At 39.0% G+C, this 21597-nt stretch carries 18 protein-coding genes; 11 read left to right on the top strand and 7 right to left on the bottom strand.

Going from position 1 to position 21597, the window contains the following annotated elements:
• Window positions 1–86: 86 nt before the first annotated feature.
• Both H6G32_RS02020 and H6G32_RS02015 read left to right on the top strand, forming a co-directional pair.
• Entirely contained in the window at window positions 87–1442 is a 1356-nt protein-coding gene (locus H6G32_RS02020; protein WP_190454034.1) for a GTP-binding protein, read from the top strand.
• 343 nt (window positions 1443–1785) lie between these two features.
• Complete coding sequence (locus tag H6G32_RS02015; RefSeq protein WP_190453966.1) at window positions 1786–2031, top strand: Calvin cycle protein CP12; 246 nt, start codon at window positions 1786–1788, stop codon at window positions 2029–2031.
• A 230-nt stretch (window positions 2032–2261) separates the two neighbouring features.
• On the opposite strand, the gene H6G32_RS02010 is transcribed toward H6G32_RS02015, so the two are convergent.
• The 4 genes from H6G32_RS02010 to apcB all read right to left on the bottom strand — a co-directional run bounded on the left by H6G32_RS02010 (window position 2262) and on the right by apcB (window position 5100).
• Window positions 2262–2711 carry a DUF29 domain-containing protein gene (locus H6G32_RS02010; RefSeq protein WP_190453961.1) on the bottom strand — a complete coding sequence of 150 codons (450 nt, stop codon included), beginning with the start codon at window positions 2709–2711 and terminating at the stop codon, window positions 2262–2264.
• A 135-nt stretch (window positions 2712–2846) separates the two neighbouring features.
• The gene (locus H6G32_RS02005; RefSeq protein WP_190453958.1) at window positions 2847–3665 is read right to left on the bottom strand and encodes a TlyA family RNA methyltransferase; all 819 of its coding nucleotides are present in this window, start codon (window positions 3663–3665) and stop codon (window positions 2847–2849) included.
• A gap of 127 nt (window positions 3666–3792) precedes the next feature.
• Window positions 3793–4434, bottom strand: coding sequence for a Uma2 family endonuclease (locus tag H6G32_RS02000; protein WP_190453954.1), 642 nt, complete (start codon window positions 4432–4434; stop codon window positions 3793–3795).
• 156 nt (window positions 4435–4590) lie between these two features.
• Window positions 4591–5100, bottom strand: a complete 510-nt coding sequence (gene apcB, locus H6G32_RS01995) for an allophycocyanin subunit beta (protein WP_190453951.1) — start codon at window positions 5098–5100, stop codon at window positions 4591–4593.
• A 361-nt stretch (window positions 5101–5461) separates the two neighbouring features.
• Between apcB and glnA the strand changes: the two genes are divergently transcribed.
• Window positions 5462–6877 carry a type I glutamate--ammonia ligase gene (glnA, locus tag H6G32_RS01990; RefSeq protein ID WP_190453948.1) on the top strand — a complete coding sequence of 472 codons (1416 nt, stop codon included), beginning with the start codon at window positions 5462–5464 and terminating at the stop codon, window positions 6875–6877.
• Window positions 6878–7096: 219 nt separating this feature from the next.
• On the opposite strand, the gene H6G32_RS01985 is transcribed toward glnA, so the two are convergent.
• Window positions 7097–7636 carry an SH3 domain-containing protein gene (locus tag H6G32_RS01985; RefSeq protein WP_190453946.1) on the bottom strand — a complete coding sequence of 180 codons (540 nt, stop codon included), beginning with the start codon at window positions 7634–7636 and terminating at the stop codon, window positions 7097–7099.
• A 250-nt stretch (window positions 7637–7886) separates the two neighbouring features.
• On the opposite strand from H6G32_RS01985, the gene H6G32_RS01980 reads away from it, so the two are divergent.
• Window positions 7887–8138 (top strand): hypothetical protein, encoded by a 252-nt coding sequence (locus H6G32_RS01980; protein ID WP_190453944.1) that lies wholly within the window; start codon window positions 7887–7889, stop codon window positions 8136–8138.
• A 45-nt stretch (window positions 8139–8183) separates the two neighbouring features.
• Here H6G32_RS01980 and H6G32_RS01975 read toward each other — a convergent pair whose 3' ends face one another.
• On the bottom strand, window positions 8184–9692 hold the full coding sequence (locus H6G32_RS01975) for a UbiD family decarboxylase (RefSeq protein ID WP_190453941.1): 1509 nt from the start codon (window positions 9690–9692) through the stop codon (window positions 8184–8186).
• A 455-nt stretch (window positions 9693–10147) separates the two neighbouring features.
• On the opposite strand from H6G32_RS01975, the gene H6G32_RS01970 reads away from it, so the two are divergent.
• Entirely contained in the window at window positions 10148–12610 is a 2463-nt protein-coding gene (locus H6G32_RS01970; RefSeq protein ID WP_190453937.1) for a vWA domain-containing protein, read from the top strand.
• A 336-nt stretch (window positions 12611–12946) separates the two neighbouring features.
• Here the strand turns inward: H6G32_RS01970 and H6G32_RS27220 are convergent, their stop codons facing one another.
• Window positions 12947–13990: a response regulator gene (locus tag H6G32_RS27220; protein WP_190453933.1), complete on the bottom strand. Its 1044-nt coding sequence runs from the start codon at window positions 13988–13990 to the stop codon at window positions 12947–12949.
• A gap of 588 nt (window positions 13991–14578) precedes the next feature.
• On the opposite strand from H6G32_RS27220, the gene H6G32_RS01960 reads away from it, so the two are divergent.
• The 6 genes from H6G32_RS01960 (at window position 14579) to H6G32_RS01935 (ending at window position 21313) form a co-directional block, all read left to right on the top strand.
• Complete coding sequence (locus H6G32_RS01960; RefSeq protein WP_190453931.1) at window positions 14579–15001, top strand: response regulator; 423 nt, start codon at window positions 14579–14581, stop codon at window positions 14999–15001.
• 396 nt (window positions 15002–15397) lie between these two features.
• Window positions 15398–17104 carry a circadian clock protein KaiC gene (gene kaiC / locus H6G32_RS01955; protein ID WP_190453929.1) on the top strand — a complete coding sequence of 569 codons (1707 nt, stop codon included), beginning with the start codon at window positions 15398–15400 and terminating at the stop codon, window positions 17102–17104.
• A 534-nt stretch (window positions 17105–17638) separates the two neighbouring features.
• The gene (locus tag H6G32_RS01950; RefSeq protein WP_190453926.1) at window positions 17639–17947 is read left to right on the top strand and encodes a circadian clock KaiB family protein; all 309 of its coding nucleotides are present in this window, start codon (window positions 17639–17641) and stop codon (window positions 17945–17947) included.
• Window positions 17948–17967: 20 nt separating this feature from the next.
• Window positions 17968–18330, top strand: coding sequence for a circadian clock KaiB family protein (locus H6G32_RS01945; protein WP_190453922.1), 363 nt, complete (start codon window positions 17968–17970; stop codon window positions 18328–18330).
• 4 nt (window positions 18331–18334) lie between these two features.
• Window positions 18335–20917 carry a PAS domain S-box protein gene (locus tag H6G32_RS01940; protein WP_190453919.1) on the top strand — a complete coding sequence of 861 codons (2583 nt, stop codon included), beginning with the start codon at window positions 18335–18337 and terminating at the stop codon, window positions 20915–20917.
• Between the two features lie 15 nt (window positions 20918–20932).
• On the top strand, window positions 20933–21313 hold the full coding sequence (locus H6G32_RS01935; protein ID WP_190453916.1) for a response regulator: 381 nt from the start codon (window positions 20933–20935) through the stop codon (window positions 21311–21313).
• The last annotated feature ends 284 nt before the right edge of the window (window positions 21314–21597 follow it).

Below are 21597 nucleotides of genomic sequence, written 5' to 3'. Positions count from 1 at the left end.
ACAGAAGTGGAAACAGACAACCCAAAAATTAGACCAAAATAGATATGTAACCTGTGGTTTCTTCCACCTTGAATCAACCTAACCCAGTGCGAAATCAGCAAGAAAGTCACTTAAACCGCGCTCGTGCTAGCCTCAGACAAGCGCTGTCTTGGTATGGATATCTCCGGAAATCAGGACAGTTAACATCAAACCCAGAATTGGCGGCTTTGGTGAAACCAGAATTAGAGGCTTTAAACGCTACCCTCAACAAGCTAGATTCTAATGTGATTAGAATTGCTGTTTTTGGTTTGGTGAGTCGGGGGAAGTCAGCGGTATTAAATGCCTTGCTGGGAGAAAAGATTTTGCCAACTGGGCCCCTTAATGGTGTTACTCAATGGCCTCGTTCTGTACGTTGGCAACCAGGAGGTAAAGTTCTGGTTGAATTAATTGATACCCCTGGATTAGATGAAATTGAGGGTGATGCACGGGCGCAAATGGCGCGATCTGTGGCACAGCAAGCTGATTTAATCTTGTTTGTGGTGTCTGGAGATATCACGCGCACAGAGTATCAGGGATTGCTGGAATTGCGACAAGCACAAAAACCCCTGATTTTGGTCTTTAACAAGATAGACTTATACCCAGATACAGACCGGACAACGATTTACAATAATTTACAGCAACTGGGCGCAGCAAATCCTCAAGCCCAGCCTTTACTACCTGATGAAATTGTCATGGTGGCAGCGGAACCTGCCCCAATGGAGGTGCGGGTTGAGTGGCCTGATGGAAGTGTTAGTTATGAATGGGAGACACAACCACCTCAGGTAGATGAACTGAAGCAGACAATTTTGAAGATATTGAATCGTGAGGGGCGATCGCTACTTGCTTTAAACGCACTCATCCAAGCACGGGATGCATCCGTTGCGATCGCTCAAAAAACCATCGATTTACGCCAACAAGAAGCAGAGGCTACCATCTGGCAATTTACCAAATACAAGGCTTTAGCAGTTGGGCTAAATCCCATCGCTTTTTTAGATATTCTCGGCGGAACTGTGGCGGATTTGGCTTTAATTCGCTCTTTGGCTAGGTTGTATGGTTTACCAATGACTAGCTATGAAGCTAGCAAAATTCTCAAAACGATTTTATTTAGTTCCGGTGGCTTGCTACTCTCAGAATTAGGCAGCAGTGTGCTGTTAGGTTTAGGCAAAAGTACAGCCGCTCTTGCTAGCGGTGACAATCCCACCAATATTACTGTTTTCGCTGGCAGTGCGATCGCTCAAGCAGGTATCGCCGGTTATGGCGCCTATTCTGTAGGTAAAGCCGCCCAAGTCTATCTAGAAAAAGGCTGTACATGGGGACAATTGGGCGCTAGCACCGTCATACTAGAGATTCTTTCTGAAGTTGACCAAAATACAATTTTGTATCGTTTGCGCCAAGAGTTGGGAGGTAAGTTCGGAGAGTTTTAAAATGTAACTCGCCTCAGCCCTGCTCATAAATAAAAATTATTTTGTAGCCTCAAATACAATATGTTTTTAAGAAATTCAGTTAAATTAAATGTAACCCGCAAAACAGATGAGTTGCGTACATAAACAGCCCGAAACTCAACAGTTATTGCAACAGGTGAAACTTGAATAGCTTGAAAAATTGCAAATGACAAGAGGGCTTTCACCACTCATTTTCGCTAAAAGAATGACGGTGTTTACACCAAACTCTTTTGCGGAACTTATCTAAACTAAAAGAAATGTGAGTTTCCTGATGTTAACAGCCGCTCACAATCAGTTTTTATCACAAGGATCAAAGGTAAAAAACATGACCACAACTTTAAATGCAACTACCAGTCTTGAGCAAACAATTGTCGATGCGATCGCCGAAGCCCGCGAAACCTGCGATATTAATGGCAGTAACTCCGCCGGTTGTGCTGTAGCCTGGGACATCGTCGAAGAATTGCAAGCTGAAAAAGCAGATCAACAGCGAGCAAAACAACAACAAAACTCCTTAGAAAACTATTGCGACAACCATCCAGATTCCGTAGAGTGCCTAATATACGACGTTTAAGGGAACCCCAACAAATAAATTATCCCATCTTGTAGGATGGGCGTCCCGCCAGTCCAATAAACTGGGCGGGCTAGAAGCCCACCCCACAAGAATTAGTTGGATATTTTTTTTTAATCGGAAGTCCCTAATCGTTTCCTAGATTCACCACCGCTGATTTAGTCATTACGCCCAATAGCTTCTAACATCAGCGGTAATGCCTTAAACAATATGTACTAGCATTTTTTTGGCTTTTAATCAGGTAAAAATTGACTATCTATTACCTGTTGACGAGTAAAGGGACATTGTGGTGGAAAAATATCTTGAGATAACCCGGTTTCTTCCACCGCCCAATCTAAAGCAGGAGGATAACATTCCTCAAAAATAGTCTCATAATATCTGCTCAAACTGGGATGTTTTTGGATAGATTTATTAATGCGGCGACGATGTTCTTTAATACTCCCTCGCCAACTTCCTGAACGATGACCGGGTTGATATTTCCATTTAAGTAAATGGGCTAAAATAACAATTAAATTATTTTCTAAAGCATCTTTTAAGCTCCCACCCATTTCCTCTATTTCTTCTATTAATAAATCAATATCTAAATTATCAAAGTCATGCTGTCGCAACTGATTAATAGTTGACTCCAGCCATAATTCATAATCTTGTCTATAGAGAGATGACAAACCGAATTGATTACTCATTTTTAAATCTCCCATTGATTAAATAGTAAATATTTTTACCAGGGCTGTTTCATTCTTTTAAAGCCTAGAATAATTTTAGTTATTTAATCTCCGACGTCGGAGTTCGTTCTGGTAGCTACGATTTCCAGTCATTAGCTATTTTTTTAGAAACTCCTGAACTACTTTCTTCGTCATTTGCAAAATCGCCTCTAAATCTGGCGGTGGTGTTTCACCTTCCATTCCCAACCACAAAAGATACTCAATATTCCCCGCAGGCCCGGTTATTGGCGACCAAGTTAACCCCTGATATTTCCATCCTAACTCTAGAGCCACCTGCAACACCTGGAAAATCGCCCCAGCCTGGTCACTAGGATCGCGCACAACACCCTTCTTACCCACACGAGACCTCCCAACCTCAAATTGTGGTTTCACCAGCAACACAGCCTCTCTGGGAGATTGCGTCAATTGCCACAAAGCAGGCAAAATCTTAGTTAAAGAAATAAACGACACATCCACCACCGCCAAATCAGGAAGCGTTGCATTTTCAGCATATAAATCTTGTGGTTGTAGTTGACGTAAATTGGTACGTTCTTTTAAAACTACCCGTTCATCAGTTCTGATTTTCCAATCAACTTGTCCGTAACCAACATCAACCCCGTAAACTTGGATGGCGCCGGCTTGCAATAAACAATCAGTAAAACCACCCGTAGAAATTCCCCCATCCAAACAAATCCGTCCAGCTACAGGAATTGCAAAGATTTCTAAAGCCTTAGAGAGTTTTTCCCCACCTCTAGACACAAAAGGAGGACGTTCTTTTACTTGAATTTGCGCCGCAACATCAACCTCAGTCCCGGCTTTATCAATCATTTGTTGATTCACCGTCACCTCCCCAGCTTGAATTAGCCGCTGTGCTAGCTGACGAGATCCACATAAACCTAAATCTACTAAAAGCGTATCTAGTCGCTGTTTAACCAATTAAATTGACTCTCCTGATGATATTAAATCTAAAGCATAGATGTTGTAGCCAAGTCAAAAAGTTTGGTCACAGAAATCTTGAAGTCTTTTCCCGCATAACTACGAGTAAAAAATGAGTTTTTATGGGTTAGGATTTTTCATGATCAAGGAATTGCCTCAGTTCTCGTATGGCTGCACTCGTATTGCGGTTATAGGCAGTTTTCAAACACTGCTGGACAATCCCATGTAAGTCAACATTAGGGAAGTAGCGGCTATGGGTTTGGGATAAATAGCTGTTTTGGTGAAGTTGATAAATAAACAGTTGCTTTTGTTTACACAGCCAAATTTCTGGCACTCGATAGGGTAGATAGTCGTTGACATCAGTATAACTGGTGACATCAATTTCCAGCACCAGATCAGGAGGTGGATCAATACTCCAGTTAATGCGCTTTTTGCCAGATACAGCTTGCCAGTTGTCAATGTAGAAACAGTAATCGGGTTCTAGTCCGCTTTCTTCGGGGAGTTCCATTGTCACCGGGGTGAAAGCATCATACTCAAGCTGAAAATAATCGAGAAGGGTAGTAATTACACTGGCGATGAGGTGAACATCTCGACCATGTTGTGGCAACGGTGACATCAGCAGAACTTCCCCATCTCGATATTTTAGCCGGGGAATTGTGCGATCGCCCCGTTGTTGGCAGAGAGTTTGATATTCTTCCCAAGTTGCTGGCATCCGCACCACTGCACCTGGGGGAATTTGGGTTTTATCTGGTGATATTAGGGCAAACATAGCTTAAGCATCAGACCGCTAACTATAGTTTTATTTTAGGTTTAAAAAAAAGTAAACGCACCTTGCTAATAAAGCCAAAGTGCGATAGTCATTGATCCCGCGTAGGCGGACTTTATTTGTATAGCCGCGATTTATAATCGCCCTGGCTTAAATTAGCTAAATATCTCTCTCGCTCAACTCACGAGTGATATGGTCAAAAGGTTCATCCACAAAAGCCGTATTGGCGATACCAGCCCCTGCAACCTGTGCCTTCACTAGATCCTTCATAATCTGGACACCGCGAACCGTAGGCCCAATAGGAACGCCTAAAGAATTGTAAGTTTCCCGCAAACCTTGCAGCACGCGTTCATCCAACACATTGGTGTTACCAGCAACCAGGGCATAGGTAGCATAGCGTAGGTAGTAGTCCATATCCCGCAGACAAGCCGCATAACGACGAGTCGTATAGGCGTTACCACTAGGGCGAATCAATTCTGGCTGTTCTTCAAATAACTTAGAACCAGCCTGTTTGACAATTGCCGACGCATTGGAATTAATTGCCGCTGCTGCCTGCACTCGTGCTGTACCGCTTTCAAAGTAAGACTTGAGGCTATCGATCGCATTCCGGTCAAAATACCGTCCGGTTACGTCATAATTCTTAATTAAACTTGTTACTGCATCGCGCATTCCTGTTTCTCCCAATCATTACTATCTGTGGTTTGATATTTATTTGACTGCACTCATGCACCAGTAAATTTTTTGTGCCATTTAAAATAGACTCGGCACAAAAACAATCCATCCGCTATCTAAGGATTCTATGCCAAAGTTGTCCCATGATGTGATGAACTTTCCAGTTTTGTGCAGATCAGCCGAGAAAGGTTAATATAACCTGTAATCAGGATAATCTGTATCAAAGGCTACAAATTTACCCAATGTCTAGTATCTAGGATATTTCAGGTGTGTCGCAACTTGGGTTAGTTCCGCAGGGTTAGGATGCTTTAGCAGATTCTGGTTTGACTTTAGTTAATTGGCTACAGAAGGAGTAACAATGACAACCCCAAAAGAAGTCTTGAAGTTGATTCAAGACAAAAAAATTCAGATGATTGATCTGAAATTCATCGATACACTAGGTACTTGGCAGCATCTCACCGTGTACCAAAACCAAATCGATGAGAGTTCATTCTCTGATGGTGTACCTTTCGACGGTTCCAGTATTCGGGGTTGGAAAGGCATCGAAGAATCAGACATGACAATGGTACTTGATCCAAACACCACTTGGATCGACCCGTTCATGAAGGAGCCAACTCTAAGTATAATTTGTAGCATTAAAGAACCACGGACGGGTGAATGGTACAACCGTTGCCCACGGGTTATTGCCCAAAAAGCAATAGATTACTTAGCTTCCACTGGACTTGGTGATACAGCCTTCTTTGGGCCAGAAGCTGAATTCTTCATCTTTGATGATGTCCGTTACGACCAAACCGCCAATGCAGGCTACTACTACGTAGACTCCGCAGAAGCGCGTTGGAACACCGGCAGAGAGGAAGGCCCCAACCTCGGTTACAAAACACGCTTCAAAGAAGGTTACTTCCCAGTTGCACCCACGGATACCTTCCAAGATATTCGGACAGAAATGTTGTTAACAATGGCAGATTGCGGTGTACCCATTGAAAAGCAACACCACGAAGTGGCTACTGGTGGTCAGTGCGAACTAGGCTTCAAATTTGGTAAATTAATCGAAGCAGCAGACTGGCTGATGACTTACAAGTACGTCATCAAGAACGTTGCCAGAAAGTACGGCAAAACCGTCACCTTCATGCCAAAACCAGTTTTTGGCGATAACGGTTCTGGTATGCACTGTCACCAGTCTATCTGGAAAGATGGTAAACCCCTGTTTGCAGGTGATAAGTACGCTGGTATGAGTGAAATGGGACTGTACTACATTGGTGGTATTCTCAAGCACGCACCAGCACTATTGGCAATCACCAACCCCACCACCAACTCTTACAAGCGCCTAGTACCTGGTTATGAAGCACCTGTAAACTTGGCTTACTCCCAAGGTAACCGTTCTGCTTCTGTGCGGATTCCTCTGTCTGGTGATAACCCCAAAGCCAAGCGGTTAGAGTTCCGTTGTCCAGATGCTACTTCTAACCCTTACTTAGCATTCGCTGCTATGCTTTGTGCTGGTATTGATGGTATTAAGAACAAAATCCATCCTGGTGAACCCTTAGATAAGAATATCTATGAACTGTCTCCAGAAGAGTTGGCAAAAATTCCTTCAACTCCAGGTTCTCTAGAATTGGCATTAGAAGCACTAGAAAACGATCACGCTTTCTTGACAGATACAGGCGTGTTTTCTCAAGACTTTATCCAAAACTGGATTGACTACAAGCTAGTTAACGAAGTTAAGCAAATGCAGTTGCGTCCTCATCCTTATGAGTTTTATCTCTATTACGATTGCTAATTTCAACAATTAGTAAATTTTTTTGCCACCCTAGAGGGTGGCTTTTTTTCCACATTTGATATGTGTACAGTAAATATATTCAACTAATACCTATTTGAAAAAAAGAATGTGACAAATACAAGCCCGGAAACCTATGAAATCAAGCTTTATTAATTTTGAATTTTGAATTGGTATAACGTTTTTTTAGATTTGCATAGGTTTTTCAAAACGGCTATTTGATTAAGAACAACTAGTAAGGGCAGCGCCACATTGATCTTCTTTTTTCAACCAACCCTTAACACCTTGATATTCCACCCATGCCCAATTGCTCTGACAGCCTAACAAATTAACATTTACATCAGGGGAAACTCGTCCTACTTTTTTGCTTTGTTGATTAGCATTGGCGTAAAGATTCACGCCATTAGAACCATAGCCCCGTGTTGATATGCCTAACTTGAGCACAGACACCCAACCAGTTCCTTTAAAACCATCACTAGCATTAATAATCTTTACCCAATTTCCCAAAACAGCAATAATTTTAACTGTTTCGTTGGTGGGTACTGTGCCTAAAATTTTGTTCCTGGTACTTGCACCACTCCGCACATTTAAACCTTGGGGATCTTTCTCAGTCACATAGGCAAAAATATCACATTTTACTGGATTGGCGGTTTTCGCCAAAACTATTTGATTAGCTATCCCACTATTAATCATCACACTAATACAACTTAGGGATAATCCCATCACTAGTTGTGATGCCGAATTTTTAAATGTTTTTTTCATAACTGCTCTAAACTTTTTCACACCAGCACTAATACTATTGTTCTATTTTAACGTCGGATTTTACATAAATTGGGGTTAGCTTTATAGCTAGATTACTTAAAATTCAAAGCGAATTCTGTAACAAAAATTAATAATTTTATTCTCATTCTCCCTGGTGGATGCAACACAATAATTACTATTGAGTCTAAAATGTGAATATTATATTGTGTTTTATTGTGTTTAGAAAATTACTCAGCACTTATTAGGTTTTATGAAAATTAATTTACAGCCAATATCAGAAAGAATAGGTCAACAAATTATTAATATCAATAATGCCAGGATTTTGGAAATAGATAAAGAGGCAGTTATTAGTCTATTTAAATCTTCTGGTGTCTTACTTTTTAGAGGATTTGAAACTAATGCTGATATTTATAACACTAGAATACTTCATGGCAGAAGAGCTTTTACGGATGTTCAAAGAGATATTTATATCAGGCTAGGCGTCCCAGGTTTTGCATTTTAAGGAAATCTCCCCTCCCGGATGTTTCGTGGAGGGGTTTTGTGGGTATTACTTCATATCGTAGCCGAATAAGTTGGGATCAACTTCTCCTAATTTCAAATCTGCTAAACCATACTCCGCCCATCGCTTTTCAACCATCGCCGCCACATTGGGATCTGACTCTAGGGGTTTACCCCATTCATGTTCAGTTTCTGGGGGAATTTTTGTCGTTGCATCAATTCCCATGCGTCCACCTAAACCCAGTTTTTCACTGGCAAAATCTAACGTGTCAAAGGGAGTATTTGGTAAGATAAATACATCCCGTGTGGGGTCAACTTTGGAACTAATTGCCCACACTACTTGACGCGGATCACGAATATTTATGTCTTTATCCACGACAATGACAAATTTGGTGTATGTAAATTGGGGTAAGGCACTCCAAAACGCCAAAGCTGCCCGTCGTGCTTGTCCCGGATATGCTTTATCAATGGAAATAATCGCCGCTTTGTAACTTAAAGCTTCCATTGGTAAGAAGAAATCGACAATTTCGGATACTTGTTGCCGTAGGATGGGGGTATAGATGCGATTTAAGGCGATCGCCATCATCGCTTCTTCTTTGGGTGGACGACCGCTGAATGTGGTTAGATAAATCGGATTTTTGCGGTGTGTCATGCACTGGAAGCGAATCAAGGGCGAATCCTCGACGCCGCCGTAATAACCCATGTGATCACCAAAAGGCCCGTCTGGTAAAACTTCCCCTGGTGTAATTGTCCCTTCTAATACAAATTCAGAATCTGCGGGAACTTCCAAATCTACGGTTTTACACTTCGCCAACTGCACCCCAGAACCGCCGTACAGCCCCGCAAACAGCCATTCTGATAAATCTACAGGGATGGGTGTGGCAGCTGCCATAATGATTAAAGGATCTACGCCAAGTGCGATCGCTACCTCTAATTTTTTACCCCGTTCCGCCGCTTTCCGCAAATGTCTCGCCCCACCCCGCACTGATAACCAGTGAACTGTCATCGTATTCGCCGATTGCAGTTGCAAACGATACACACCCACATTTGGCGTACCAGTCTCACAATCCTTAGTAATCACTAGCCCCAACGTAATAATCCTGCCAGCATCACCAATATAAGGACGTATCAAAGGCAACTTATTTAAATCTAACTCATTGCCTTGAAGCACCACTTGCTGACAAGCGGGGAAAAAGTCCCGTCCCGGTTTCGCCTTCACCACATCAAACAGCACTTTACCAAAATCTATCGCCTGAGAAATCTTCTTCGGCGGTTTTGGCTGTTGCAGCATACTCAGCTTTTTCCCCAGAGTCTCCAACTCCTCTGGACGCTGCATATTCATCGCCCAACAAATCCTTTCCACGGTACCCATCAAATTCACCGCCACCGGGAAGGAAGCACCTTTAACATTTTCAAACAACAACCCAGGCCCACCCTTTTGCAGCATCCGGTTGGAAATCTCCGCAATCTCTAAGTCTGGGTCAACTAAAGCGGAAATTCGCCGTAATTGTCCTCTTTCTTCCAGAATTTTAATGAATCCCCGTAAATCTCTCGCCATTGTTCTAGTACAGATGAATAATTAAGAATTATGAAGCGCTCTCTTATATTATTCAGCATTCTCGCCGCCTCTGAAGAGGAAGCCACTTGACATTTTATTAGTACTAATGTACTATATATTTATGAACATTCAATTAAGTGTGCCAAGCAATTTACAAGATGATGCCCCAGATTTGTAGTTGCGGATAGTCCATAGCACCCGTTTCGTAAATCCAACTATCACCACATAGTAATTTGTGTTTTCTATGTCAATTTTAACATTGGCATAAATTTTTAAGCGCGGATTTTTTGATTATTATAATAAATCCTAACACCTTGACAAATATTGTCTTTTTTGTCTTGGCGAATTTAGCGATTTATTTAAACAAAAAATACCCGTAACTTACTCAAAAAGCATTGCCAGATTTTGCGGTAAAAACAAACTGGAATAATACTGTAAAACTTCAGGATAAAACTATGTCAACTCAAACAGCAAAATTCATTCTTTACAACTTAGCTGGCAAAGAAAAAGATTACTATTTAGTAGACAGAGTTAATCTAGAAATCAAGCCTAATGCTATCCCTAAAAAAACAGTAGCTCATAGTATCATTATCATTGATCGTTCTGGCTCAATGTCTAGTGATATTGATGCTTTGAAAGACACACTAATTAAACTTTTGACTTTAGATGAATACAGCAACTCTCAGTTAGTTATTTCTCTAATATCTTATTCTTCTCAGGGTGATGTTACTTGTCATTTCCAACGCATCCCAATTCAAGAAGTGATGAGCCGGAATTCACCGTATTTAGAAGAAATTCAAAAAATTAGCGCCAGCTATCTTACCTGTATTTCTCAGTCATTGCAATTAGCTAAAACCCTGATTAAAGTTGGTGAATTGACAGCGATTACTTTGCACAGCGACGGTTATGCTAATGATAGTAGCCCGACTACAGAAATAAAGGCTTTAGATGCGATATGTAACGAACTCAAGTACCTAGATGTTTTTGTTAATACTATCGCCTATTCACCTTATTCTGATTTTAAATTATTGGCTAAAATTGCCAATAATCTTTCTGGTAGCTGTGTCCAAGCAGGAAATATTAAAGAAGTGTATGATGCAATTTACAGCACTGCGAACTTATTAACTGAAGCAGTAGGAATATCAATCGAAGAAGCATTAGGTAGTGATTACAGCTATCAGGTGTTTTTCTCTCAAACTGCAAAGAAAATTTACGGAACAAGCCAGACACTTAAAATCTTGGGTTTGAAACCAGAAGATGAGGGGATTATCTATAAATATAAGCAAGTCACTAAAGACGCTTATGAACAACTTCAAGATATCCCGGTGATGCAGAATCATGAATCAGTTTATGCCTTTGCTAAAGCAAATTTAGCTGAAGGAAATTTGAATACTGCGAAGTATGCGCTGGGGAGTACATTTAACGCCACATTAACAGAAAAACACGCTAAAGCACTTACCAATCACGATATTTGTAACTTTGCTCAAGATATTGACATTGTTTTGTTTTATCCCGATGTTCTAGAAAAGCATGAAATATTTGATGAAGTAAAAGTCAACAACAGAATTTCCTTACTCGAACTTATCCAAATCTTTGCGGAATATCGTCAAAGCATTATTGTCAACATCAAAAATCTGCAAGATAACTATCAAAGAAAAGGTGTCAAGCGGGTAAAAGGTGTACGAGATGAAAATGGGGAACTTATCAAGCCTTGGTTACAAACAGAAAATATCATTCAAGGTGATTATGTGGAAATGGGTGTGTTTGAAATTAATCGCAACACCGCCACTATCAATATGCTTGTTAACCGCAAAGTCAAGCTTGTCAAAGCTGAAGATAAAACCCCGATTATTGAAGTTGCAGGTTTGTTGGTAAATGACTTAGCTACTTTTAATAATTACACCATTGTCAGTGATGGTGAAATAAATGTTAAATCTTTGCAAGTCAAAATTAGCAATAAAAAAGCCTTTAATTTGCTTAAAGATAAAAGTGTTATTGACGCTGAAAAATTTGATTTTCATGCTGAATACACCATCCAATTAGACAACTTACCTCTAGTACCCTTTGATGTAAGTCACAGCAGTATTGATGATTTATTCACTCAACTAGCAGAAATCAAAGTTGTCTCTAGTATTATTTCTGCTTACTTGCGCGATGAATCCGATGTGTTTATCCCAGAACAATTAGATGAGTTGAAAAAATATTACTTATCTAAAAACCTGTACCTCAATTTTCCCTCAACCAACGATTACACCGACCTCAACGAAGCTATAAATAACGGGAAAATTGACTCCCGTGTTAGCTATAAAATCGATATTGGTAGTCAAGATATCCTCAACCTGAGCAAGCTTTATTCTGCTAATAAATTCTTAGAAAGAAGATATGAAGCTTATGATAAAGAAACTGGAGAGATTTTTACCAGTCCTAGCTTAGAAATGGTATTTAATCAAAATATAGCTTTTAGACCAAAATCAATTTCGGCGCGGATGAAAATTACCAAAGTTGATGAATTGATGAAACCAATTTTTGATGACTTTCTCGGACTTGATAACAATCACAGAGTTGCAGAAATTTTGAGCAAAGTTGGTGCTGATATTTTGGTGCTAGTATTGCAAGCTAAACACTCTGGTAAAAATGTCAGTAAGGAGGAAATTATTGCTGCAATGACAGCAGCAAATAGTAAGTTAGAGCAATATACTGACAAAATTTACCAGGAGAAAATTTCTCCTTTGGTATTTTATATTGGTGCTACAGGACTGTTACCAGATGAAATTTTAGCTAAAGCCATGACTGCTGAAGAAGTTGCTGCTAAATACCCCAATTTGCAGTTCTCTAAACATGAGCAAGAAGGCACATTTTTTGTAGTTAGTGATAGCATTATCAGCGTCTATGCTCAAACTGAATATTACAGCAAATAGTAGGTGACTAAGTAGGTAGCCTGAATTAAATATCAGACCTCCCTTTCATTCCTCTCCCCTGGAAGGCTACCGATTACTCAAAGAGTCCTGACCGAAATCCCTCTCCTTCATAAGGAGAGGGACAGGTAAAGCGATAGCAAAACCAGGGTGAGGTTTTGTTTCCTCTGTTCTATAAACCATAAAACTGTAGGGTGTGTCATCGCTTTCGTATAGTGCAGGTTGGCGGAAAATAAACCACCCATTCCAAATCTTTGAAAATCTGACGCTGTATTCATTTTAAATTTTGTATCCCTTACGGGAGCCGGAGGCTCTATGAGAGAATTTCCCCTTGCGGTACTAGTCTAAACTCCAGTGGCTGATTTCTTGTTGTATAACTTTGCTCAATTCCATTGCTTGCTGGATATGCATAGTATCTAAAACTGTCTGTTGCAACAACAACTCTAGCTTTCTTGCTTGTTGGGATGCATTCACCAAACCAAAAATTCCCAAAGCTCCAGCTAATTTATGAGCAATTTCCTCCGCTTGATGTTGTACTTCTAGATCAGATTTTTTCGATGACAAAACAGTTATAATTTGTGCCAATTTCCTGGCTTGTTCTGTATACTGAGTCTGAAATTTTTTCCATACCCCTGAGGTAATAGTCTGGGCTTTTTGTTTAGTATCATCTTTAATATTTGAAATGCTTGACAGTGAGCAGTGACAAGACTCGCTGGGAGTCTTTAAACGATACCCCAAGCCATACACGGTTTCAATTGGATTTTCTGCTCCCACCGCTTTTAACTTTTGACGCAAACTCTTAATATGAGTACTGACAGTACCTTCGCTGGGAGATTCAGAAAAATCCCAGAGTCGATCTAAAATGGCTTGACGACTAAATATCCGTTTAGGGTTGAGTAAAAATAATTCCAATAACCAATACTCTTTAGGTGTGAGATGTAAAAGTTGAGTGCCATAAGTTACTCTGCTATTTACTGAATCAAAGTGGATATTTTCCCAAATTATTTCCTGATGATTGAGATATTTTCTCCGGCGCAATAAGGCACTAACCCTTGCTAGTAATTCTTCTAAATTAAAGGGTTTTGTAACGTAATCATCTGCTCCCGCCTCAAGTCCGCTAATTTTTTCTGTTACTTTATCTTTAGCAGTAAGTAACAAAATTGGAGTTTCGTAGCCTTGCTTTCGCAACTGCTTACATAGACTAATCCCATCTATTTTAGGAATTATAATATCTAATATTACCAAATCATACTCAAACTCTTCTATCAATTCTAATGCCATCTGTCCATCGGTAGCTAAACTGACTTGGTATTGATGAGCAGTTAGCAAATTAGCAAGTATCTCACTGGTAATACTATCATCTTCTACTAATAATATTTTCACAATATTTTTAGCTCCTATATGTTAATTTTGCCCTGATTTAAGGTAATTTGTTGTTTTTTGGTTGATAGTAAAAGTATTAAAGCCCAACATTACAACAGGATGAGCAAGACTATAAATCTATTTTACACAATACTTTTAAGTAAGGTTTTGTATAATAACCAGGCATCTTGCATCACGACTAGAAAGTGCAAATATTGTGAATAAATGAGCTTAAAAATAAGAATTTTAAGCTCAAAAAGATGTATTTCTGAGCTTTTTGACGAAAAGCTAGAAGATGTAATCCTCTAATTAGCAACTATTGCCACTAGCAACACATCAAAGAAGCACATCTAACTAAATTATTCCCTGTTATCTGTTTTATGGATAAAGTTAAGTTTAGTAGTAAATTTAAATACTAAGATAAAATAATGATTCTATAGCAAGACAGTTTAGAGTAAGCTTTGTTGTCTCACAGCACTCACTTGAATAAATAAATTTACTGAACCAAACTGTATTAAATCTAGAGTAATTAAAGTTTTGCCATCTTCAAAAAATCTTCAAAACTATTGTGTAATCTTAAAAATAGTTGAGGTAGGTTGAAATAGCTATATGAACAGTAAGTTACAATCCTGCACTCCTGACAAAATGGTAAAGAAAAAAATTTTGGTGATTGATGATAACCCTGATATCCGGACGTTGGTGCAGTATTCTTTAGAAGATATAGGTGGTTGGGATGTAGTGACTGCCAGTTCAGGATGCGAAGGGTTAGCAAAAGTCATGGCAGAAAAGCCAGATGCAATTATTCTTGATGGGATAATGCCAGAGATGGGTAGTCTAGCGTTTTTAAAAGAACTGAGAACTAGTCCAGATTTCCAGTTTTTACCAGTAGTTTTAGTGACAGGCTGCACAAAGTTAACTGAACATATACTGTGTTCAAATTTAGATGTGGTCGGAGCAATTATTAAACCCTTCGATCCCATGCTTCTCTCTGAACAAGTCGCTAAACTTCTGGGTTGGACACTAGAAGCCTAGGAGATTAAAAGTATTTTTGCTGTCATGATCAATGCAGCATAAAGCCCTGCGGGCATAGCTAGAACTTACGGCACGCTACACGACCTAGCGTCAGCCATAGCGAAATAAAGCATCTCATTGTATGCCAGAAACCCAAGATTATAGAGCCTCGGGCACGCTAAACGAACAGAATTACAAATTCTACCTACCCTGATGTAAAACATCCTCTAAGAGGCTTTGTCAATCTTCAAAAAATATTCAAATTTTAGATTTAAAATTTTAAGCAAAACTCAGATAAAAGTTGGGCTGCCGTTTTAGAAATTTTTGAATTAAGTATGAGTACTGTGTGTAAGAGCAAATCATAAAGCAATGATGGGAAGAAAAAAGTAGCAGATTTCTCCTAAATGAGTATAAGTTATGGTTAAACAAGATACATCTGCAAAAGTTAAAAAAAATTATCTTCCTAAGTGTCCAACTGGCATTCAAGGTTTAGATAAAATTACAGATGGAGGAATACCATTAGGTCGTCCAACATTAGTTTGTGGTGCTGCGGGTTGTGGCAAAACCTTAATGGGGATTGAGTTTTTGGTACGAGGTGCAACCGAGTATGCAGAACCAGGAGCATTCATTTGTTTTGAAGAAACCCCAGAAGAAATAGTGCAAAATGTTACTTCTCTGGGGTGGGATTTAGAGCAGCTAATACAGGAAAAAAAATTAGCTATTGAACACATCTACATTGAACCCCAAGTAATTCAAGAAGCAGGTAATTATGATTTAGAAGCGTTATTTATTCGCATTGGTATGCTTGTAGATTCAGTAGGTGCCAAAAGAATAGTACTAGATACCATCGAAGTGTTATTTGTCGGTTTAAGCAACGCTGCTATTGTCCGCGCTGAGTTACGTCGTCTATTTCGCTGGCTTAAACAAAAAGGCTTAACTGCCATTATCACTGGAGAACGGGGCGACAACACCTTGACACGCCAAGGTTTAGAGGAATACGTTTCTGACTGTGTAATTAGGCTAGATCAACGAACTAATGAGGAGCTAGCAATACGACGACTGCAAATTATTAAATATCGAGGTTCTCAACATGGTTCTAACGAGTATCCCTTCTTAATTACTGATGATGGCATTTCCGTTTTGCCCATTACCTCTGTTGGCTTAGACCATGTAGTCTCAACAGAACATATTTCCTCCGGTATCCCTCGTTTAGATGCCATGTTGAGTGGAAATGGATACTTCCGGGGTAGCAGTATTCTTCTTACTGGTACAGCTGGCACAGGTAAAACTACTATAGCTTGCCATTTTGCTGCTGAAACTTGCCGTCAAGGAGAAAGGTGTTTGTATCTAGCATCAGAAGAAGCACCGCAACAAATTATCAGGAATATGCGCTCTGTTGGCTTAGATTTAGAACCATATTTACAGCAGGGGTTGCTCAATTTTCAGGCTGTCCGTCCCACCGAGTATGGGTTAGAAACACACCTGGTGAATTTACATCACCTCATACAGAAATTTAACCCCTCTACCGTGGTTATTGATCCTATAAGCAACCTCACCTCAAGCGGTAATCTTAATCAAACCAAGATGTTCTTTATCCGATTGGTTGATTTTCTCAAATCCCAACAAATTACAGTGTTGCTCAATAACCTAACTCCTGGGGGTGGCCCATTTGAGCAGACGGAAATGGGAATTTCCTCCCTCATGGATACTTGGATAGAAGTCCGCATGCTAGAAAGCAACGGGGAACGTAGCCGACTTTTGTATGTTCTCAAATCTCGTGGTATGGAACACTCTAACCAAGTGCGGGAATTTTTACTGACTAAACAAGGTATTCAACTGTTAGATGTGTATTTAGGACAAGGAACTGTCTTAACTGGTAGTGCTAGAATTATTCAAGAAGCACAAGAAAAATTAGCAGCCAGTCAACGCCAACTGTTGTTAGAGCAAAAGAAACGAGAATTGGAACGCAAACGAATGGTAGTTTGCTCCCAAATTTCTACATTAGAAGCAGAATTGGCAGCAGAACAAGAAGAACTCCGCATTCTCACAGAACAAGAAGCTCTTAATCAAAGCAATTTAAAGGAATATAGCCAGATACTAGCTCAATTAAGAAAAGCAGATTAGCCTTGTTTTGCCACTTTCGTTCAAGAAAAAATCTGACATTCTATTTTACCACTAGTTTCAACTTTTTTGGAGAAAAAGAAAGTTTATCTTCAGTTTAGTTGTAGCTTGCTTAGTGTAGGGAATGAAGTGAAATTCAAATATAGAATTGCTGTTTGATTTTTGGAAAAATTACCTACACGTCTACCTCCCTTATTTGCTTGTTAAGAGCCTCTATGAGTAAGTATGGCTACGCCATGCAAGCTATCACAAATCAAATCGGATTCCGATAATTCACTGGTAATGTTGGGTTTAGTTCCTCAAATGCCACTGCACTCCAAGGTGAGAACCCCCGCAGGTGAGTGGCTCCCCAACCTACATCTGAATCCTATTCGTTGAGAATCTCTAAGCAAGTATGCAAAAAGAAATCAAACTATATTAAGTAAAGTAATAAATGTTGAAATTAGCCTCAAAGTAGGGCTGAATTCCTTACTACAAACCTTTAATTATTTACGTTACTCTACTTATTAGTTTTAGCAAATTTAAGGAGATTGTGTTATGGAAGAAATCAATCAATCAGAGGAATTAGTTTTCTGGAAATTACGTCTTTATGTTGCTGGACAAACACCTAAATCGGTGACAGCATTTGCCAACTTAACAAAAATATGTGAGCAAAATCTTCAGGGCAAATATCAAATTGAAGTAGTCGATTTAGTTCTACACCCTCATCTAGCCCGAGAAAATCAAATCTTTGCTATCCCCACTTTAATCCGCCAGCTACCTGTTCCTATCAGGCAAATAATAGGGGATCTATCAAATCAAGAGAAAGTATTGTTGGGTTTAGAAATCAAGCCTGTTAATTACTAATAAATTAGAGGTAAAAGTAGATGAATAATGAAAATGAACAAGACAATCCTGAAGATGTGAGTTCTGAATTTAAAAAGCTAATGGCAAAGGCGGAAAATCCAGTTTTTTGTTTACGCCTTTATGTGGCTGGTGCTAATTTGCATTCTCTTGCTGCTTTAAAAAATATTAAAGATATCTGTGAACAATATTTACCTGGTCAATATAGTCTGGAAGTAATTGATGTTTATCAACAACCGGGATTAATTATTGTAGAAAATTTAGTTGCTGTTCCTACATTAGTGAAAGAATTGCCTCTTCCCATCAAAAAAGTGATTGGTGATTTATCCAATACATCCAAAGTGCTTTTAGGTTTAAATATTGTGTCACATAACAAGGGAAATTAAAAAAATGACTCTATTCAATTATTCTAAAGAAGAACTTTTGAAAGAAATTCAAGTACTGCGAGAAAGGCTAGTTGTCGCTGAAGATACATTACAAGCTATTCATGAAGGGGCAGTTGATGCTTTTGTTATTTCTAGTCCAGAAGGTGATAAGATATTTACGCTGCAAAGCGCAGATTATACCTATCGCTTGCTGGTTGAGCAGATGTGTGAGGGAGCAGTTATCATCACATCAGATGGATGGATTTTATATGCTAATCAAGCATTCGCTAACTTACTCAAGCATCCTTTAGAGAAGATTATTAGCTCTCGGTTCCAAGAATTTATTTTAGAGCGAGATATTAATATATTTCAATCTTTAATGAAAAAACAAGAGCAAGAATTAACGGCAATAGGTGAATTATTACTGGTTACTATTAATGAACAGGAAGTACCTGTTTATCTGGCCGCTAATAAGTTCAATGTAGATAATCATTATATTAATTGTATTATTATTACTGATTTAACAGAAAAAAGACAAAATGAAGAAATTATTGCTTCTGAAAAGTTTGCTAGATCCATTTTAGAACAAGTGGGCGAGTCTGTAGTGGTTTGTAACCAAAAAGGTATAATTATTCGTGCTAGTCAAGTTTTTAAAACTCTATGTTGTGACAATTATCTTTTTCAAGACTTCGACCAGATATTATCATTGTATTACTCTAAATTAGATATACATATCAAACCCCAAGCAACTCAATCTGACCAAAATATTCTCCCAGAAAAATTTTTAATGGAAAATTGCTTTTCTATTAGTAGAGTTTTACAGGGACAGCATTATAAGGGAGTAGAAGTTTACTTTCAACGTTCTAATGGCGAGCGGGTTGATTTACTACTGAATGCCTGTCCCTTGTTAAACTCAATGGGAGAAATTATTGGAGCAATTATTAATCTTACAGAGATTACAGAGCGCAAACGCCAAGAAGCAGAACTCCACCTGGCTAAAGTGGAATTAGAAATGCGTGTTGCAGAACGGACTGCTGAACTCTCTGAACTCAATAAACAGCTACGTCTGACCCTAGATGATGTAAAACAAAAGAAACAAATTCTTTTGGAACAATCAAAACTTTTAGATTTAGCCCACGATACGATATTGACGCTAGATTTAAACATGGTGATTACCTTTTGGAACAAAGGAGGAGAGCAGATGTATGGCTGGACAAAATCTGAAGCTATAGGACAGGTATCTCACATACTTTTGCAAACCAAATTTCCGCAGCCATTGACAGAAATTGAAGCTCAATTACTCAATCTAGGATATTGGGAAGGTGAGTTAATTCATACTGATAAAAATGGCATTTCTATAACTGTATTCAGTCGTTGGGTGTTACAAAAAGACGATCTAGGTAGACCTATAAAAATTCTAGAAATTAATAATGATATTACGTCCCGAAAGCAAAAAGAAGTAGCACTACAGGCAAGTGAAACTAAGTTTCGCTCACTAAGTGAATGTTTACCCATAGGTTTGTTTGTGATTGATCAACAGGGGATATGCACTTATGCTAATCCTTGTTTTCTACAAATTTTCGGTTTGACGATGGCAGAAGTGATAGGACAAAGTTGGTTAGAATTGATTAATGCGGATAATAGGGAGAAGTTGTTAAATCAATGGTTGAGGATTTTTAAAGATATATCAGAAAGTTTTGATCACGAGATTCGCTATCTTCACAAAGATACTAAAACTCGCTATGCGCGAATTATACTTGCTCCTATATTGATGGAGAAGACGAACTTGAGTGGTTACATTGGTACTGTGGAAGACGTGACAAAAATTCGTGCGGTTGAGCAAGTAAAAAGGGATTTTATCTCTATTGTCAGTCATGAATTGCGAACTCCATTAACAGCAATACATGGTTCTTTGGGATTGTTAGCAGGTAAAGTCTATGACAAAAAGCCAGACAAGCGTAGCCAGATGCTGAATATTGCTACCTCTCAAACAGAGCGTTTGGTACGGTTGGTTAATGATATTCTTTGCCTAGAAAAGTTAGAGTCTGGCCAAATGAAGCTGGTGAAACAACGTTGCGATGCGGCTAAATTAATTATAGATTCGGCGGATACTATGCAAGCGATCGCCCAAAAACAGCACATTAGTATTAATGTTAAACCGCTCCCTGTGGAAGTTTGGGCTAATTCCGATGCCATTATTCAGACTTTGACAAATCTGTTGAGCAATGCCATCAAGTTTTCTGAACCTTGTACCACTATTTCTGTCAGTAATAAATTAATTGAGACAAAAGAAACTCAAGCACAAATATTTTCCCATCTTGCCAATCGTTCTATTTTTAACTTCCTCACACCACCTTATATCCTGTTTCAGGTTCAAGATGAAGGACAGGGAATTCCCGCAGATAAATTAGAGAGCATATTTGGTTGGTTTCAACAAGTTGATGCTTCCAATGCGCGGGAAAAAGGTGGTACAGGTCTGGGACTCGCAATTTGCCAGAAAATTATCCGGCAACATGGGGGATACATTTGGGCAGAGAGCATATTAGGTCAAGGTAGTACATTTTTCTTTACATTGCCCTTCGTACCAAATTACGTGATCGAAAATTAGGAACTTTTTTAAGTTATGTCTAGAAAACGAGTGCTGGTCGTTGACGATGAAAATGCAATTCAAGCTGTGATTCAGGGTTGCTTAGAAGACATTGCAGGATGGGAAGTTTTGCTTGCTAGTTCAGGTCAGGAAGGATTGCAATTGGCTGAAGCTCAAAACCCAGATGGTATACTTTTGGATGTTTCTATGCCACAAATGAGTGGAATTGAAACATTTCAAAAATTACAAGCAAATTTTGCGACTCAATATATTCCAGTGATTTTTTTGACAGCAAAACTACAGCCTGAAGACAGAGCGCAATTTTCGCAGTTAGGGATTTTGGGTGTGCTAGCCAAGCCTTTTGAGCCAATGAATCTTGTGTATCAAGTAGCTAATATATTTGGTTGGGAAGTTTGAGCAAAATCTGAAAACGGCTATTGTACTAATTGCCAACAGTCGTGAACTAAAGTTCCGGCTGAAAGCATAAACTAGTTAAAACTAGTTAGAAGTCGTTAAAATTAGTTAAAACCAAATTTTTTGGTATATTTCTCCAATAAAGTTGCGTAAACTACTATATTGTGGTATTGACAATTAATAGGGAATATTTGGATTAATAAAATTTAAAATTTGTTAATAATGACGGTTAAATAAGCTACATTTTATTTTGCCGTAAATTCTCATTGGTGTTGGCGGAAAGAGCT

The sequence above is a fragment of the Cylindrospermum sp. FACHB-282 genome (assembly GCF_014697195.1).
GTDB lineage: Bacteria > Cyanobacteriota > Cyanobacteriia > Cyanobacteriales > Nostocaceae > Cylindrospermum.
This window is presented reverse-complemented; position numbering and strand designations above follow the sequence as displayed.